The organism is Aeromonas sp. YN13HZO-058, from assembly GCF_001921245.1.
Lineage (GTDB): Bacteria > Pseudomonadota > Gammaproteobacteria > Enterobacterales > Aeromonadaceae > Aeromonas > Aeromonas allosaccharophila.
Genome location: NZ_MQSY01000060.1, coordinates 45,004 through 60,706 on the forward strand (window position 1 = coordinate 45,004; position 15,703 = coordinate 60,706).

Consider the following 15,703-nt stretch of genomic DNA (forward strand, 5'->3'; position numbering starts at 1 on the left):
TCTCCTCTCAAAACAGAACGACCGCCCCCTCACAGGGGCGGTCGTCGATGCTACCAATAAACCGGTGGCCAAGGCGATGGCTTAGCCCAGCTCTTCGCTGGCCGGTTTCTCGTATTCGCCGAGGCAGGCCGTGGTCTCAGCCCCCAGCAGCACCACCAGCCAGCTGAGGTAAACCCAGACAAACAGGATCGGAATGGTCGCCAACGCGCCATAGATGGCCTGATAGGAGGGGAAGTTGGTGATATAGATGGCAAAGCCGCGCTTGGCCAGCTCGAACAGGGTGGCCGCCACCAGCGCGCCGATAAAGGCGTGGATCAGCCGCACCTTGCAGTTGGGCACCACGGTATAGACCAGCAGGAAGGTGAGCACCGAGAAGAGGAACGGCAACCCCCGCAACAGCAGATAACCGATACCGAACAGGCTCTCGGCACCAAACAGCCGCAACGAGAAGATGTAGGAGGAGATGGCGATGCTGGCTCCGATCAGCACGGGCCCCAGGGTCAGGATCATCCAGTACATGGCGAATGCCTGCGCCAGCGGGCGGCTCTGGGTCGAGCGCCAGATGTAGTTGAGGTTCTTGTCGATGGCGGAGATCAGCATCAGCGCCACCACCACCAACGCCCCTATCCCCACCGCCGTGGTGTTGGTGGCATTGGCCACGAAGCCGTCGATGTACTCCTTGAGCATGTCGCCGGCTGTCGGCACGAAGTTGTGGTAGACGAACTGCTCCATCTCCTGCTTGAGGCTCTGGAACACCGGAAAGGCGGACATCATGCCAAACACCACGGCGATCATCGGCACCAGCGAGAGCAGGGTGACATAGGCCAGATAACCGGCGGTGACCGTCAATCTGTCTTGCTGGAAACGGCCCCAGACAAACTGGGCGAAGTGGCGACCATCATGGCGCACAAAGGAGAGGGCGTGGGCCAAACGGCCACTGATTTGCTGCTGCATCTTGATTCTCGTAAGCGTCGTCATGCAGCCATTGTGTCAGAGGGGAGCGCTGTTTGACCACCTTTGAACCGGGATTGCGGCCATGTCCGCCCATTTTCCGTACAGGCTGCGCCTTGGGCAGTCACGGGATGCAGCAACAAAAACGGCCCCGATAAAGGGGCCGTTTGCAACGCCGGATTACAGCATGTAGTCCGCGGGCAGCTCGGTGCGAGCAACGCCGGAGGCCACCGCCGCCAGCGCCACGGCGCGGGCAACCCGTGGCAGCAGACGGGCATCCATCGGCTTGGGAATGACATAATCCTTGCCGAAGGTGAGCGCGCCCACCCCGGCGGCGGTCAGCACCTCGGCCGGCACCGGCTCCTTCACCAGACCACGGATCGCCTCGACTGCGGCGATCTTCATGGCATCGTTGATGCGGCTGGCGCGGGCATCAAGCGCACCGCGGAAGATGAAGGGGAAGCAGAGCACGTTATTGATCTGGTTCGGGTAGTCGGAGCGGCCGGTACCCATGATGAGATCCCTGCGCACTGCGTGAGCCAGTGCCGGCTTGATCTCCGGATCCGGGTTGGAGCAGGCAAAGATCACCGGGTTCGGCGCCATCAGGGCAACCGCTTCGGCGGGCAGCACATCCGGGCCGGAGACGCCGACAAACACATCCGCCCCTTCGATGACATCCATCAGGGTGCGCAGCGGGGTCTCGTTGGCGAAACGCTGCTTGTGCTTGTTGAGATCGCTGCGGCCGGTGTGAATCACCCCCTGACGATCCAGCATGAAGATGTTGTGCGCCTTGGCGCCACACTTGATCAGCAGCTCCATGCAGGCGGTCGCGGCAGCCCCCGCCCCCATGCAGACGATGCGGCTGTCGCTGATGAGCTTGCCCTGCACTTCCAGCGCGTTGAGCAGACCGGCGGCGGTGACGATAGCGGTACCGTGCTGGTCATCGTGGAACACCGGAATGTCGCAGCGGGCGATCAGCGCCTCTTCAATCTCGAAGCACTCCGGCGCCTTGATATCTTCCAGATTGATGCCACCGAAGGTATCGGCTATGGCCGCTACCGTGTCGATGAACTGCTGGCTGGTCTCGTGCTTCACCTCGATGTCGATGGCGTCGATACCGGCGAAGCGCTTGAACAGCAGGGCCTTGCCTTCCATTACCGGCTTGGAAGCCAGCGGCCCCAGATTGCCCAGACCCAGAATGGCGGTGCCGTTGGAGATGACGGCCACCAGATTGCCCTTGCCGGTATAGCGGTAGGCATCGGCCGGGTTGGCGGCGATCTCGCGCACCGGCTCGGCAACACCCGGGCTGTAGGCCAGCGCCAGATCATGGGCGGTTTCGGCGGGTTTGGTCAGGGCGATGGCAATTTTGCCCGGTACGGGCTGGGCGTGGTAATCGAGTGCTTCTTGACGCAGATCGGACATGGGGGACCCCGATGTGGTTGGTGCAAATGAGGTGCCGACAGGGGGCACGCAGAAGGGCGGGGATCATAAAAGAAAGCAGGGGGTATGCCCAGCAGATCATGCTGCCGCCAGCCAGATCAGACCAGTTATTTCAGTAACTTACCCCGCACACACCTACCACTTTAGTTATAGATGCTGCTATGTGGGGCAAAAAGTTGGGCAAGAAATGGGACAAAAAAAGGGCGGCAAGTTGGCCTTGCCGCCCATTCCTGTCAGTGCTGTAGAGCGTACTCAGTTGCCCAGATAGACCGGCAACAGACCCGCCATCGACAGGAAGTGGAACAGCGCGGTCGCCAATCCGAACAGGATCAGCAGCCAGGCCATCAGCTTGCCGCCGGGGGTAACAAAGTGGGGTGTCACTTCGCCCCGCTCGGCCCGCGCCCGGGTGCGCAACACCAGCAGTGCCGGGATGATGCAGGTCCAGATGGTGGCGGCGGCACCGGCATAACCGATGGCCAACAGGAAACCGAACGGGAAGAGCAGGGAGAGCAGCAGCGGCGGCAGGAAGGTAACCGCCCAGGTCTTGCTGCGACCGGCACGGCTGTTGTCGAACTTGAACAGATCCGCCAGATAGTCGAACACCCCGAGCCCGACCCCGATAAAGGAGGAGAGAATCGCCGCCATGGAGAAGCCGTTGATGGCGCTGGCCACCTTCTCCGACTCGATGACCCCTGAAAGCGCGGAGAGCAGCACGCTCACGTCTCCCCCCTTGGCAATCACGGGAGCAAAATCCTGACGGGGCAGGTTGCCGAAGATCCCCAGCAGCCAGAGCACGTAGAGCGCCAGCGCGATCAGGGTTCCCCCCAGAATGGCCCAGCGGGCCTGCTGCTCGTTCTGGTAGTAGGCGCGCAGGGAGGCAACCGAGTGGTGATAGCCGAACGAAGTGAGCGCCACCGGCAGCATCGCCATGGCATAGGGGGCGTAGCGGTTTTCGCTGCCCGCCAGATCGAGCAGGGTCGGCAGCTTGATATTGCCGAGCAGACCGGCCACACCGAGGGCGAAGCTGAGGATCATGAAGGCGATCAGCACCACAGAGATGCGGTCAACGGCGCGGGTCGAGTGCCACACCACCAGCGAGAAGAGCGCCACGAACAGCACGGAAGCGAGCTTGCTGTCGATCCCCAGCACCCCCTGCAAGATGGCACCGGAGGAGGTGATATAGGCGTAGAGCAGAATGCCGCCAACAAAGTAGACCGAGAGGTTGTTGAGGAGATTGAGCTTCTCCCCCAGCAGCTCGCGGGTCACGGTATTGAAGGAGACCCGCATGTCGTGGTGCTGGAAGGATTCCAGCAGCATCCAGCCGGAGAGGGTCATCATCACCATGGTGACGGTCAGTGCCAGCACCGACCAGAGGGTCCAGGCCCCCGCCCCCGAACTCGGCAGACCGAGCATGCCGGCTCCCACGCAGACGCTGGCGATGATGCAGGCGCCCCCCAAAATTGACGGTTTTTTCTTCATAATCCCTTCTTTATTAATTAGTCACACACCTGAACTGCATAAATAGCAGGGCATGATGCCAGTCTTTGCGACAAGACGCACACCTATATCGGGCGAAGAGCGAAGATTTCACCTCGAACGAGTCTTGCTGGCTATGCATAAAATCGGCATAAAAGGCGCCCTGGTAAGGCGCCCCTTGCTGTGGTGTGAACGGCGAAAGTGTGGCAACGGGGACGGTCAGACCGCCCCGTTCAATCCATGACGGGGATACCGGCCCTCGCCTCGGCCTGACGGGCGATCGCCTCGGTCATTCCCTGAAAGATAAAGAGGTGGAACGGCAGCATGGCGAGCCAGTAAGCCAGCCCCCAGGCGCCCTGCGGATGCCAGTGGGCAGTCACCCGGATACGGGTCAGGCCAGACTCCTCCGGCAGGATGTTGAACTCCAGCCGCCCGACGCCGGGGGCCTTCATGTTGAACAACAGGTCGAGCCTGCGCCCCTCATCCACCCCGAGGATCTGCCAGGAGTCGAGCATATCCCCCTTCACGAAGCGATCGGGATTGGTGCGACCACGGGTACGGGCCGGGCCGCCGATCAGATGATCCATCCATTCGCGTACCACCCACAGCTCGTTCATGTAGAAGTAACGCTTCTCTCCCCCCAGCTGCTGCAACACCTGCCACACCACCTCGGGGGAGGCGAGACAGATCGCCTCGCCGCTGGCAGTGCGGTCATAGAAGCCATATTCGGGATGACGCCAGCGCAGGCCGAGCGGTGTCTCCTGCCCCTGCTGTTCGGCCCCCAGCTTCTGCTCCAGCGCCAGACTCTCTGCCAGCGCCTCGTCGAAGCTGAGCAAGGTCTGCGGCAGCAGGGCCCGCAGCGGGCCGTCATCGGCCGGAATATCGTGCTTGAGACCGCCCACCAGCGCCTTGGCCACCGGCTGCGGCACCGAAGTGACAAACTGCAGCCACCAGGCGGAGAGACGCGGGCTCAGAAACGGGATGGGAATAATGGGGCAGCGCTTGCCGATATGGGCGGCGAACTTCTGCAACTGCTGTTGGTAGCTGAGCAGCTCGGGGCCGACCGCATTGAAGATGCGGCCATCCACCTCATCAGCCTCCACCAGTCCGCCCAGATAGTGCAGCAGGTTGGAGAGCGCGATGGGGGGCGTGCGCGAGCGCACCCATTTCGGCGTCACCATCATCGGCAGGTTGAACACCAGATCCCGCATCACCTCGAACGCCGCCGAGCCGGGGCCGATGATGATGCCGGCGCGCAGCTCCACCGTCGGCACGCCAGAGTCACGAAACAGCTCGCCACAGTGGCGGCGGGAGTTGAGATGGCGGCTGTTGCACTGCTCGGGCTGGATTGCTCCGAGATAGATGATGCGGCGCACCCCGGCGGCGCGGGCAGCGGCGGCAAAATTCTTCACCCCCTGCTGCTCCAGCCGGTGAAAATCGGCCCCCGCTCCCATGGCATGCACCAGATAGAAGACAGTGTCGATGCCCGCCAGCGCAGGCAGCAGGGTGATGGGCTTGAGGCTGTCGGCGAGGCGAAACTCCACCCCCTCCGGCAAGCGGCAGGGACGGCGCGCCCCGGCAATTACCTTGTATCCCAGGGTTTGCAGGTGGGGCACCAGGTAGGAGCCTATATATCCCGCAGCCCCCATCACCAGACAATTTCTCATCCTCTCTTCCTCTTCACTTGTTGCGCCCTGCGCTTGGGCAAACGGGCCAGCACCCGCATGCCCATCATCCTGCCACGCCGCCACCTTGCAACCTAGTACTAACCACCTCCCTGATTAGTCCGATTTGGTGTTAAGCCCTGTGCATTAAGCGGTCGATAACTGACCAGATGTATAGCGCCGAGGGCGAACGTATGCGCATCGATCACTACGACCTCCAGGGGGAGGTGCAATACCGGCAACAACAGGCCCAGAGCCGCAAGGTGCGCAACCTCGGACCCGTGCCACCCGCCGTCAATCCACCGGAAGGCAACAGCACGGCAGCGGCCGGCGAACGCCGCAGCACCCTGACCCTCACCAGCGCCCTGACGCTGCAAGCCGCGAGGCAATCGGCCGCCAGCCAGCAAGCGACAACGCCTCCCGCCCCGCCTGCAGCGGAAGTCGGCAAAGAGCAGGATGGTATTCCCGACGATGGGCTGGATAACCGCCAGCGGCTGATCAAGCTGATGATTGAGGCGATGCTGGGCCACGAAATCGAGCTGCCCAAGCCGATCAAACCCTCCGAAGAGGGGAGTGAAGGGGTGACGCAAGGAGACGCCGCTGCTCAGGCCGCCGAGCCGGATCAACTGGTGGAGGTGACGGACACCCTGCTGCAACAGGAGCAACTCAACGTAGTGGCGTCAGCCAGCGTAGCGACGCAGGATGGTCAGACTATTCAGCTCGATCTCGGCTTTGTGCTCGACTGGCGTCAGCTGGAGGTGAGCCAGCGGCGCACCACCCTCAATGCTCTGAAAGACCCGCTGGTGCTCAGTCTGGATGGCAAGATCGCCGATCTGACCGAGGCACGGGTCAACTTCGATATCGATCAGGATGGCAAAGAGGATAGCCTGCCGGGCTTGAGTGAAGGGAGCGGCTTCGTGGCGCTGGATCGCAATGGCAACGGCACCATAGACGATGGCGGCGAACTATTTGGTGCCCGCTCCGGCAATGGCTTCGGCGAGCTGGCGACGCTGGATGAGGATGGCAACGGGGTGCTGGACGAGGGGGATAGCCAGTTCTCGGCGCTGCAGTTCTGGCATCCGGAGCACGCCCCCATCGCGCTGGTGGAGCTGGGGATCGGCGCCATCCTGCTGCACCCTCTCGACACCCCCTTCACCCATCTGGGGGAGAGCGGTACTCAGGGAGTGCTGCGCCAGTCAGGCCTCTACCTCACCGAACAGGGTAAGGGAGGCTGGGTACAGCAGATCGATCTGCGGGTCTGAGCGCTAAAACGGAATCATCCGCCCGGTCGCTGACAAGCACTGCCAGCGACCAGCCCCAGCGCCATCAACTCAGCTCGGTGGGGTCGATATCCAGACTCCAGCGCACCTTTTTGGTCTCCGGCCAGCCTTCCAGCTCCTTCACCGCCCAATCCAGCAGCTGGGCCAGTGGCGCCCGGTTCGGCCCCTGCACCAGCAACTGCATGCGGAACTTGCCCGCCTTGCGCTCCATAAAGCCGCTGATGGGCCCCAGCACCTGAACATGGGGATAACGGGCGCTGCGCAGGGTATCGGCGAGACGCGCGAGGAACAGCTGCACCTCGTCGCGGCCATTGGCCTCGGCGCGAAACAGGCCTTGATAGCTGAAGGGCGGCAGTCCCAGCAAGCGGCGCTCTTTCAACGCCGTATCGGCGAAGTGGCCGTAACCGTTCTGGGTCAGATCCTGCAGCAGGGCATGTTCCGGATGGTGGCTCTGCAACACTACCAGCCCGGGTTTGCTGGCGCGACCGGCGCGTCCCGCTACCTGGGTGTAGAGCTGGGCCAGCTTCTCGGCGGCGCGAAAATCAGCGCTGAATAGAGCGCCATCCACATCCAGCAGGCCCACTAACGTCACATCCGGGAAGTGGTGGCCCTTGGCCAGCATCTGGGTGCCGATCAGGATCTTGTACTTGCCCGCCTTGATGTCACCGAGATGGGTCTCCAGCTCCCCCTTACGGCGGGTGTTGTCCCGATCGATGCGCACCACCGGGTATTGGGGGAATACCGTGGTGAGCAGTTGCTCCAGCTGTTCGGTGCCGACCCCGGATCCGATCAGTTCGTTGCTGCCACACTCGGGACAGTGATGGGGCAGCGGGCGCACGCTGTCGCAGTGGTGGCAATGCAACCGTCGCCCGGCCTGATGCCAGGTGTACCAGGCATCGCACCGCTCGCAGGCGGCGCTCCAGCCGCATTGGTGGCAGATAAGAGCCGGGGCATAGCCACGCCGGTTGAGAAACAGCATCACCTGATTACCCGCCGCCAGATGCTCCGCCATCAGTTGCTCCAGCTGGGGGGAGAGCCCGGCCTGCAACCGCACGTTCTTGATATCGAGGATCACCTGACGGGCAGTCTGGGCGTTACCGGCGCGACGGGTCAGGCTGAGGTGGTGATACTTGCCGCTGCGGGCGTTGTGCAGCGTCTCCAGCGACGGAGTGGCCGAGCCGAGCAGGATGGGGATACCGGCGCGATGGGCCCGCATCACCGCCAGATCCCGCGCGTGGTAGCGAAAACCGTCCTGCTGCTTGAAGGAGCCGTCGTGCTCTTCGTCGATGATGATGATGCCGAGGTTGTGAAATGGGGTGAACACCGCAGAGCGGGTGCCGATCAGGATGGCAGCTCCGCCGTCGCGGCAGGCGAGCCAGGCGTCGAGCCGCTCCCGATCGTTCATCGCCGAGTTCATCGCCACCACCGGCACGTTGAAGCGGCGGCGGAAGCGGTTGATGGTCTGCGGGGTGAGACCGATCTCCGGCACCATCACCAGCGCCTGCTTGCCCGCCTTGAGCAACGGCTCGAGGATGCTCAGGTAGACCTCGGTCTTGCCGGAGCCGGTGATGCCATCGAGCAGGAAGGCACCGAACTTGTCGCTCTGGCTGGTGACGGCGGAGACAGCCAGCGCCTGCTCGCCGTTGAGGCGCAGCCCCTCCCCCGGTTCAAAACGGGCGGCCCAGTCGCCGTCATGGCTCGGCTCCAGCGAGCGCCTCTCCAGCAAGCCTTTCTTCTCCAGTGCGGTGAGGGCGGCGCTCTGGATCTCCTCCTGCTTGAGCGCGGACGGGGTTTGCGGCCCCTTGCGCAGCAAGGCGAGCGCCTGCTGCTGCTTGGCCGCCCGCTTGAGCTCGTTGAGGTCGATGGCCATCCCCGCCTCGGTGGCAAACCAGAACTCCAGCTCCCGATAGGCGGCTGGCTCCCCCTTGCGCACCAGCACCGGCAGGGCATGAGGCAACACCTCCCCCAGCGGATGCTGGTAGTAGCTGGCGCTCCAGTTCATCAGTGCCAGAATATCCGGCCCCAGCACCGGCGTCGTATCGAGTACGCGCTTGATGGGCTTGAGCTTGTTGCGGGGCACCTGGCTGTCGGCCGGATGCTCCACCACCAGCCCGACCAGGGTCTGGGGACCAAAGGGGATCTCGACCCGGCAACCGGGGGCAGGTAACGGCAGGGGAGAGAGATAGTCGAAGTGACGGCGTAACGGTACCGGGACAGCGACACGAACCAGATCCAGCGTTTGGGAAGAATTCACCAGGGGTTGCCTATTTTTTCTGCGAAGCCACTTGCCTGATCTCAGGCATTTCCTATATTATTCGCAGCCTTTGAAACTGTGTTCAACAATCGTGTGGTGTCCGACGAGAGATCGGATGGCGACACGGCCTATTAATTGAGGTTGTCCATGAAAGCTGGTATCCATCCTGACTACGTAGCCATCACCGCCAAGTGCTCTTGCGGTAACGTCATCAACACTTTCTCTACCATCGGTAAAGATCTGAACCTGGACGTGTGCTCCGAGTGCCACCCGTTCTACACCGGCAAGCAGAAAGAAGTTTCTAGCGGCGGCCGCGTAGACAAGTTCAACAAGCGTTTCGGTGCGATGACCACCAAGAAGTAATTTTACTTCTGAAGAATTCTGAAAAAGGCGCCCATCGGGCGCCTTTTTTACGATCCCTGTTTTTCTTCCTTCACGTTCCCGCAGCCAGACGCATTCACGCCTACTGGCCAAATCCTCTGGAACGACGCAAATAGACATACCCCTCACCCGGACTGCCCCAACGCGACCGCCCTTCGTTGTCATAGGCTCGATCCAGCAATCTGACGCTGTCGGGGCCAATCCAGATATGCTGCACCAGAGTACTGGCACCACCAAAATCGGTGGAGCAGTGGCCCACCCGGGTATGACCGGCATACTCGCCGGACGGGGTGCGGGTCAGCCAGATCTCGCAACCGTGGCGCAAGGAGAGCTGCTGCGGGGTCAGGCTGTCGAGCAGGGAGGGATCGTGCCAGGCACCGGCAAAATCGGTGGCCCGAGGCATGGTCAGTTCGGCCATCAGGATCCGTCCATCAGGAGCGGGGGAGAAGCGGTAGATGCGCTGGCGGAACGGGCGGATGGAGCGCAGGCTCAGGTACTGTTCGGCATAGACCCAGCGATAGCCCTGATAGCCGGGCCAGATCTCCATCAGGCGCAGCTCGGCACTGGTGAAACGGCTGTCGTAACTGGCCTGCTCCCGGCTCGTAAAGGCCCCGTTGAACCAGCTGAGCAGCGGCTCCATGCCAGGCTTGAGTGGGGTGGCCTGGGGTGCCGGGCCTGCCAGCACCAGACAGGTGCAGAACAGCCCGAATACGGCCACCAGCAGCTTTGCCATCGAATCCTTCCGAATCATCATAGTGGCGGCGATTATATGAGCGAATGCCCCCAATAACAGCCATTACGATCAAATCATTGCCACTCTGATGTGAAAACCTCGCAAAGATGTCAGTCCGGTCACTAAACCCGGTATTTCGCCACCGCCTGATTCAACAGTTGCGCCTGCTTGTTGAGCCCATCACTGGATTTGGCATTTTCCTCCGCCATGGTGCTGGACTCTTGGGCAATGTCGCGGATGTTGTTGACGTTGCGGTTCACCTCGTTGGCCACCAGACTCTGCTGTTCGATGGCCGCCGCGATCTGGGTGCTCATGTCCATGATGTGGGTGACATCCTGGGTGATCTGTCCCAACAGCTCACCTGCGGTGCTGGCCTGCTCCGAGCTGCGATTGCCCTGCTCGCGGCAGGTCGCCATCATCTCGACGATGCTGCCGGTCTGCTTTTGCAGGGAGCTGATGATGCCGGCGATCTCCTGGGTCGATTTCTGGGTGCGAATGGCGAGGCTGCGTACTTCGTCGGCCACTACCGCAAAGCCACGACCCTGATCCCCCGCACGGGCCGCCTCGATGGCCGCATTGAGCGCCAGCAGATTGGTCTGCTCGGCAATCCCCCTGATCACATCCAGCACCGAGCCGATGGTCTCGCTCTCTTTTTGCAGTTGTCCCACCTCCCTGGACGAGCTTTCCAGATTGCCCGCCAGCGAGCGGATCTGGCTGACCGTATTTTCGACTGCGGTGCGCCCCTCCATCGCCTTGTTGTTGGTGGTCTGGGCATTGTTGGCGGCCTGTTCGGTATTGCGGGCGATCTCTTCGATGGTGGATCCCATCTCGGTGGAGGCGGTCGCCACCATGTCGGTCTCCTGCAACTGGCGCGCCGCCCCCTCGCTGGTGCGCTGGACGTTGGCCGAGAGGTGATCGGCTGCCTCCGTCAGGGTATGAACACTCTGCTTCACATCGCCGATCAGGGTGCGGAACCCGCCCAGCATCACGTCCAGATTACCCGCCAGCTGGGCCATTTCATCAGCCCCCTGCAACTCGATTTTCAGCCGCAGGTCATTATCCTGACGAATGCGATTGACCGTCTCGTTCACCCGGGTGATGGGGCGGTCGATGCTGCGGCCGAGCAGCACACTCATGATGCCGATCAGCACGATAATTACCCCGCCACAGACCAGCATCAGGCTGTTGAGGCGAGCGGTCTGCCGCTCCAGTTCATCGACAATGTGCTGGTCAGCTGTCGCAAACCCCTGTTCGGTTTGATGCACCAGATCCCGCATCTGGTTGCGCAGCCCCTCACCCTCTTTCAGACCCAGCACCTGCATTCCCTGCACCAGGGCGACAAAATCCTGCCGGTATTGCTTGCTGGCCTGCTCCAGCTTGCCGCGATCCGCCTCCGGCAGAGCGGCAAGGCTATCCTGAAAGCTCTTGTGCAAGGTCTCGAAGCGATCCAGATACTGGATGTCGGAGCGCAGCATGAAGTCCTTCTCCGCCCGCCTCAGCTGCAACATGGTGATGAGCAACCCCTGCTGATCCAGCTGCTTGAGGCCATCTTCCACCTCATGCACTGCAGCCCGCAATTTGCCATAGAGACCATCTTCCGGCCCCAGCCCTATCTTCTGCTGCTGGGCGACCAGGGCACTGAAGGCGCTGCCATAGGCCCCCATCTGCTGATCCAGCCGGGTCAGCTCACCATGCACCACGCTGATATTGTCATCGGTACTCAGAGTGCGGTTGAGCGCATGGAAACTCGCCAGCACTTTATTGAACTGATCGACGAAGGTCATCTCCTTGCGGATCAAAAAATCCGTCTCGGCCCGCCGCAGATTGAGCATGGCGATCTCCAACTGATCCACATTGCGCTGGGCATCGGCCAGATGGCGACTGACCTGACTGGAGTAGAGAAACAGACCGCTCAGTACCAGCATGGCAATCGCCACCAGCACGGTATTCAGGATCAATTTATGACGTATCAGCACGATGGACCTCTCGCAAACAAGGCAATGGACTGCATTGAGCTTATGCAGAAAAGCGGCGACGGGTGATCTGTGCAAGGAATATTCATTGAAATGCCACACCCACTCCTTATACTGGTTGCACCTGTTTCCAGCCGTGGATTTGACACTATGGAATACAACACTTCAGAATTGTGCGACATCTATCAGGACATGGTGGATGTCCTAGAACCCATGCTCTGCTCCTTCGGCGGCCGAGCCTCTTTCGGCGGCGTCATCACCACAGTCAAATGCTTCGAATCGAATGGCCTGATCCGTGAACTCGTCAAAGAGAACGGACTGGGGCGCGTCTTGCTGATCGATGGCGGTGGCTCCATGCGCCGTGCCCTAATCGACAGCGACATCGCCACCACGGCCGCCGAGAACGATTGGGAAGGGATTGTCTGCTACGGTTGCGTCCGCGAGGTCGATATTCTGGAAGATCTGGATATCGGCATTCAGGCGCTGGCAGCCATTCCGGTCGGTGCCGACAGCAAGGATGTAGGTGAGACCGATCTGCCGGTCAACTTCGGTGGCGTGACTTTCCTGCCTGACGACCACCTCTACGCCGATACCACAGGGGTGATCCTCTCACCCGAGGCACTCGATATCGAGTAAGCCACAGACTAGAGTGACGACGGGAGCCTTGGCTCCCGTTTTTTATGGCTGCAATTTGCTGAAACAAGACAAAAAAAGAGGGCCAGATAAACTGGCCCTTAACTGGAAGCAATGTGAGCAATGTCGTGCCTTCACAAGAAGTCCATCACGTTGGAACGAATGAAGTCTTTCCCGGAAAACGAGTTAACAATAATCATTCTCATTTAACTAGGCAAGCGCTATTTGCAGAAAGTGCAAAAAAATTGACCACCGCGAAGGGTGGTCAATCTCGTCAGGCTTGTCGGGTGGCCGTTTGCAGGCTGGATAATCCGGCCTCGCCCACCAGCTTGCGGCTGAGGTAACGCAGCAAGACGCCGTAGAGCGGCACGAACAAACCAAGGCTTATCAGCAACTTGAACACATAATCGACGGTTGCGATCTCGACCCAGTGTTCCGCCATGAAAGGATCTGTAGTGCGCCAGAAGGCCACACTGAAGAAGGCGATGGTATCGACCAGATTACCGAACAGGGTGGACGCCGCCGGGGCAACCCACCAGGCTTTCATCAGTCGTAGTCGGTTGAACACCACCACATCCATGAACTGACCCACCAGATAGGCCATAAAGCTGGCCAGCGCGATGCGTGCCACAAACAGATTGAATTCGGCCAGATTGCCAACACCCTGGAAACTCCCTTCGAAGAAGAGCACGGAGAGCGCATAGGAGACCGCCAGCGCAGGCAGCATCACGGTCTGGATAATCTTGCGCGCCAGACCGGCACCGAAGATCCGCACCGTCAGGTCGGTCGCCAGGAAGATAAACGGGAAGCTGAACGCACCCCAGGTGGTATGAAAGCCAAACACGGTGATCGGCAGCTGCACCAGATAGTTGCTGCTGGCAATGATCAGGATGTGGAACAACGACAGGCGAACAAGCGCCGTTTGGTACTGCGCAGGGGTCAGATTCATCTTGTGACCTTTTTGGTTAATGGGGTTAGGGAACCCATACCGCCACCATTGGCGATAATCGAGGGGCGAGATTATACGCCCCCAAATCGATAGTTCAATCTTTATGCGATGATATGCGCCCGGATTGGCCAGCCGCAAAGCAGGCCTTGCGGGCGAACGTTACCCCTTGTGTTGCCTGGCGAGCCAGAGCAACACCTCCCGATCCGCCGGGCGTACCGCCTCCAGCCAGCAACCGCTGTAGTGTTCATACTCCAGCCGGAACTGGCTCCCTTCAAACGCTAGCAGCCAGCTATGGCTGTCGGCCCCCGCATCCTGCTCGAGCGGTTGCAACTCCCACTCTCGCAGCAAGGCCTGCACCAACACCGGAAACGTGTCCCAGTCGAGCGCCGGGCAATCCAGCGTCACCACGCCAGCTTCGTTATCTACCTGTTTGATCTGCCAACTCATTCCCTGTCTCTCAGCTACTGCAGGAGAGCTCGCCACCGCAATACCATGCCGGCGCCGGGGTGGCGAGATCCTCATATTCGGGTTGTTCATCATAGGGGCGCTGCAGGGCGGTGAACAACCGCTCGAACGGCTCCATATCCCCTGCATCGGCGGCATCGATCACCTGCTGGGCCAGCGCATTGCGCAGCACATACTTGGGATTGATAGCATCCATCTGCGCCTTGCGCACGGCATCCACGCTTCCTTCGCGCACCAACCGCGCCCGATAGCGCTCCAGCCACGCCTGCCAACCCCGCGGATCAGGCAACAGGGCCAGCAGAGACGCGGGCCACGCTCCCTCTTGCGTCACTTCACCGAGACGACGCAGGAACAGGTGGTAATCGACCTTGTTAGCCGCCAGCAGCCGGAACAGCTCGCGGAACAGCGCAGGGTCATCCTCCTCCCACACCGCCAGCCCGAGTTTGGCCCGCATCAGTTCGGAGTAGTGCAACATCAGCTGCTGTTCGTACTGGGCCAGCGCCGCAGCCAGGGCGTCGCCGTCGACATGCCCCGCCAGCGCCTGCGCCAGCTTTTGCAGATTCCAGTAACCGACTGCAGGCTGCTGATCCAGCGCGTAACGACCCGCCGGATCCGAGTGATTGCAGACAAAATCGGGCACGTAGGCATCGATAAAGCCATAGGGGCCGTAATCCAGCGTCAGGCCGAGCAGCGACATGTTGTCGGTGTTCATCACCCCGTGACAGAAGCCCGCCGCCTGCCATTTGGCAATCAGCCGCGCGGTGCGACGCACCACCTCGGCAAACAGTTCGGCACCACTCTCCAGCTCGGTGAAATGGTGGCGCAGTAGATAATCGATGAGCGGCGGGATCTTCTCCCCCTGCCCGCTCCAGGCGAAATACTCGATATGACCGAAGCGCAGATGGCTGGGAGCGGTTCGCAGCACAGTCGCACCCGTCTCCACCTGTTCGCGGTAAACGGGCTCCTGACTCCCCACCAGCACCAGCGCCCGGGTGGTGGGGATGCCGAGCGCATGGAGCGCTTCTGAGGCGAGATACTCGCGAATGCTGGAGCGCAATACGGCACGGCCATCGCCAAAACGGGAGAACGGCGTTTTACCTGCCCCCTTCAGATGGAGATCCCAGCGGCTGCCATCCGGCGCCAGCTGCTCACCCAATAGCAGCGCCCGACCATCCCCGAGCCTAGGGCTATAACCCCCGAACTGATGGCCCGCATAGACCTGCGCCACCGGCTGCATGCCGGGCAGCCGCTTTCCCTCGCCACAACAGGCGATCCAGTCAGCCTCGCTGACGCCTCCCAGCCCCAACTCGGCCAGCAAAACCCGGTTGAGATGAAGCAACCGGGGTTGCTGCAGCGGCTGAGGGGCCACAGACTCACAGGCCCAGGGCAACTCGGTCGCAAAAGTGTTGATCAGCTTCATGGTTGTGCCATTCGTCCCTGCGTATGCTCGTGTCACTCTTTATACTGCCGTCAGCCACGCTTGTGCTCACTGGCAACCATCATT

Annotated in this window: 13 protein-coding genes; 3 read left to right on the forward strand and 10 right to left on the reverse strand. The window is 61.2% G+C overall.

Annotation, left to right across the window (positions count from 1 at the left end; translation table 11 throughout):
• Positions 1 to 81 precede the first annotated feature (81 nt).
• From BSP75_RS15105 to BSP75_RS15120, 4 genes are all read right to left on the reverse strand, one after another.
• Positions 82 to 954 carry a virulence factor BrkB family protein gene (locus BSP75_RS15105; RefSeq protein ID WP_058052473.1) on the reverse strand — a complete coding sequence of 291 codons (873 nt, stop codon included), beginning with the start codon at positions 952 to 954 and terminating at the stop codon, positions 82 to 84.
• 177 nt (positions 955 to 1,131) lie between these two features.
• Positions 1,132 to 2,373: a malic enzyme-like NAD(P)-binding protein gene (locus tag BSP75_RS15110; protein WP_075113728.1), complete on the reverse strand. Its 1,242-nt coding sequence runs from the start codon at positions 2,371 to 2,373 to the stop codon at positions 1,132 to 1,134.
• A gap of 270 nt (positions 2,374 to 2,643) precedes the next feature.
• Positions 2,644 to 3,870, reverse strand: coding sequence for an aromatic amino acid transport family protein (locus tag BSP75_RS15115; protein ID WP_075113729.1), 1,227 nt, complete (start codon positions 3,868 to 3,870; stop codon positions 2,644 to 2,646).
• Positions 3,871 to 4,100: 230 nt separating this feature from the next.
• Positions 4,101 to 5,534: a DUF2867 domain-containing protein gene (locus BSP75_RS15120; RefSeq protein WP_075113730.1), complete on the reverse strand. Its 1,434-nt coding sequence runs from the start codon at positions 5,532 to 5,534 to the stop codon at positions 4,101 to 4,103.
• A 167-nt stretch (positions 5,535 to 5,701) separates the two neighbouring features.
• Between BSP75_RS15120 and BSP75_RS15125 the strand changes: the two genes are divergently transcribed.
• Positions 5,702 to 6,793 carry a hypothetical protein gene (locus tag BSP75_RS15125; protein WP_075113731.1) on the forward strand — a complete coding sequence of 364 codons (1,092 nt, stop codon included), beginning with the start codon at positions 5,702 to 5,704 and terminating at the stop codon, positions 6,791 to 6,793.
• Between the two features lie 64 nt (positions 6,794 to 6,857).
• Here the strand turns inward: BSP75_RS15125 and priA are convergent, their stop codons facing one another.
• The gene (gene priA / locus BSP75_RS15130; RefSeq protein ID WP_083617211.1) at positions 6,858 to 9,065 is read right to left on the reverse strand and encodes a primosomal protein N'; all 2,208 of its coding nucleotides are present in this window, start codon (positions 9,063 to 9,065) and stop codon (positions 6,858 to 6,860) included.
• A 147-nt stretch (positions 9,066 to 9,212) separates the two neighbouring features.
• Between priA and rpmE the strand changes: the two genes are divergently transcribed.
• Positions 9,213 to 9,428 carry a 50S ribosomal protein L31 gene (gene rpmE / locus BSP75_RS15135; RefSeq protein WP_005340673.1) on the forward strand — a complete coding sequence of 72 codons (216 nt, stop codon included), beginning with the start codon at positions 9,213 to 9,215 and terminating at the stop codon, positions 9,426 to 9,428.
• A gap of 100 nt (positions 9,429 to 9,528) precedes the next feature.
• Here rpmE and BSP75_RS15140 read toward each other — a convergent pair whose 3' ends face one another.
• Together BSP75_RS15140 and BSP75_RS15145 are read right to left on the reverse strand one after the other, a co-directional pair.
• Positions 9,529 to 10,179, reverse strand: a complete 651-nt coding sequence (locus BSP75_RS15140) for a chromophore lyase CpcT/CpeT (protein WP_042656930.1) — start codon at positions 10,177 to 10,179, stop codon at positions 9,529 to 9,531.
• 122 nt (positions 10,180 to 10,301) lie between these two features.
• Entirely contained in the window at positions 10,302 to 12,155 is a 1,854-nt protein-coding gene (locus tag BSP75_RS15145; protein ID WP_075113732.1) for a methyl-accepting chemotaxis protein, read from the reverse strand.
• A gap of 147 nt (positions 12,156 to 12,302) precedes the next feature.
• Between BSP75_RS15145 and rraA the strand changes: the two genes are divergently transcribed.
• On the forward strand, positions 12,303 to 12,788 hold the full coding sequence (gene rraA / locus BSP75_RS15150) for a ribonuclease E activity regulator RraA (protein WP_005340678.1): 486 nt from the start codon (positions 12,303 to 12,305) through the stop codon (positions 12,786 to 12,788).
• Positions 12,789 to 13,059: 271 nt separating this feature from the next.
• Here the strand turns inward: rraA and BSP75_RS15155 are convergent, their stop codons facing one another.
• The 3 genes from BSP75_RS15155 to BSP75_RS15165 form a co-directional block, all read right to left on the reverse strand.
• A complete protein-coding gene (locus BSP75_RS15155; protein ID WP_042059239.1) occupies positions 13,060 to 13,734 on the reverse strand; it encodes a 7-cyano-7-deazaguanine/7-aminomethyl-7-deazaguanine transporter in 675 nt (224 codons plus the stop codon).
• 159 nt (positions 13,735 to 13,893) lie between these two features.
• The gene (locus BSP75_RS15160; protein WP_075113733.1) at positions 13,894 to 14,181 is read right to left on the reverse strand and encodes a DUF3630 family protein; all 288 of its coding nucleotides are present in this window, start codon (positions 14,179 to 14,181) and stop codon (positions 13,894 to 13,896) included.
• Between the two features lie 10 nt (positions 14,182 to 14,191).
• Positions 14,192 to 15,619, reverse strand: a complete 1,428-nt coding sequence (locus tag BSP75_RS15165; RefSeq protein ID WP_075113734.1) for a protein adenylyltransferase SelO — start codon at positions 15,617 to 15,619, stop codon at positions 14,192 to 14,194.
• Positions 15,620 to 15,703 lie beyond the last annotated feature (84 nt).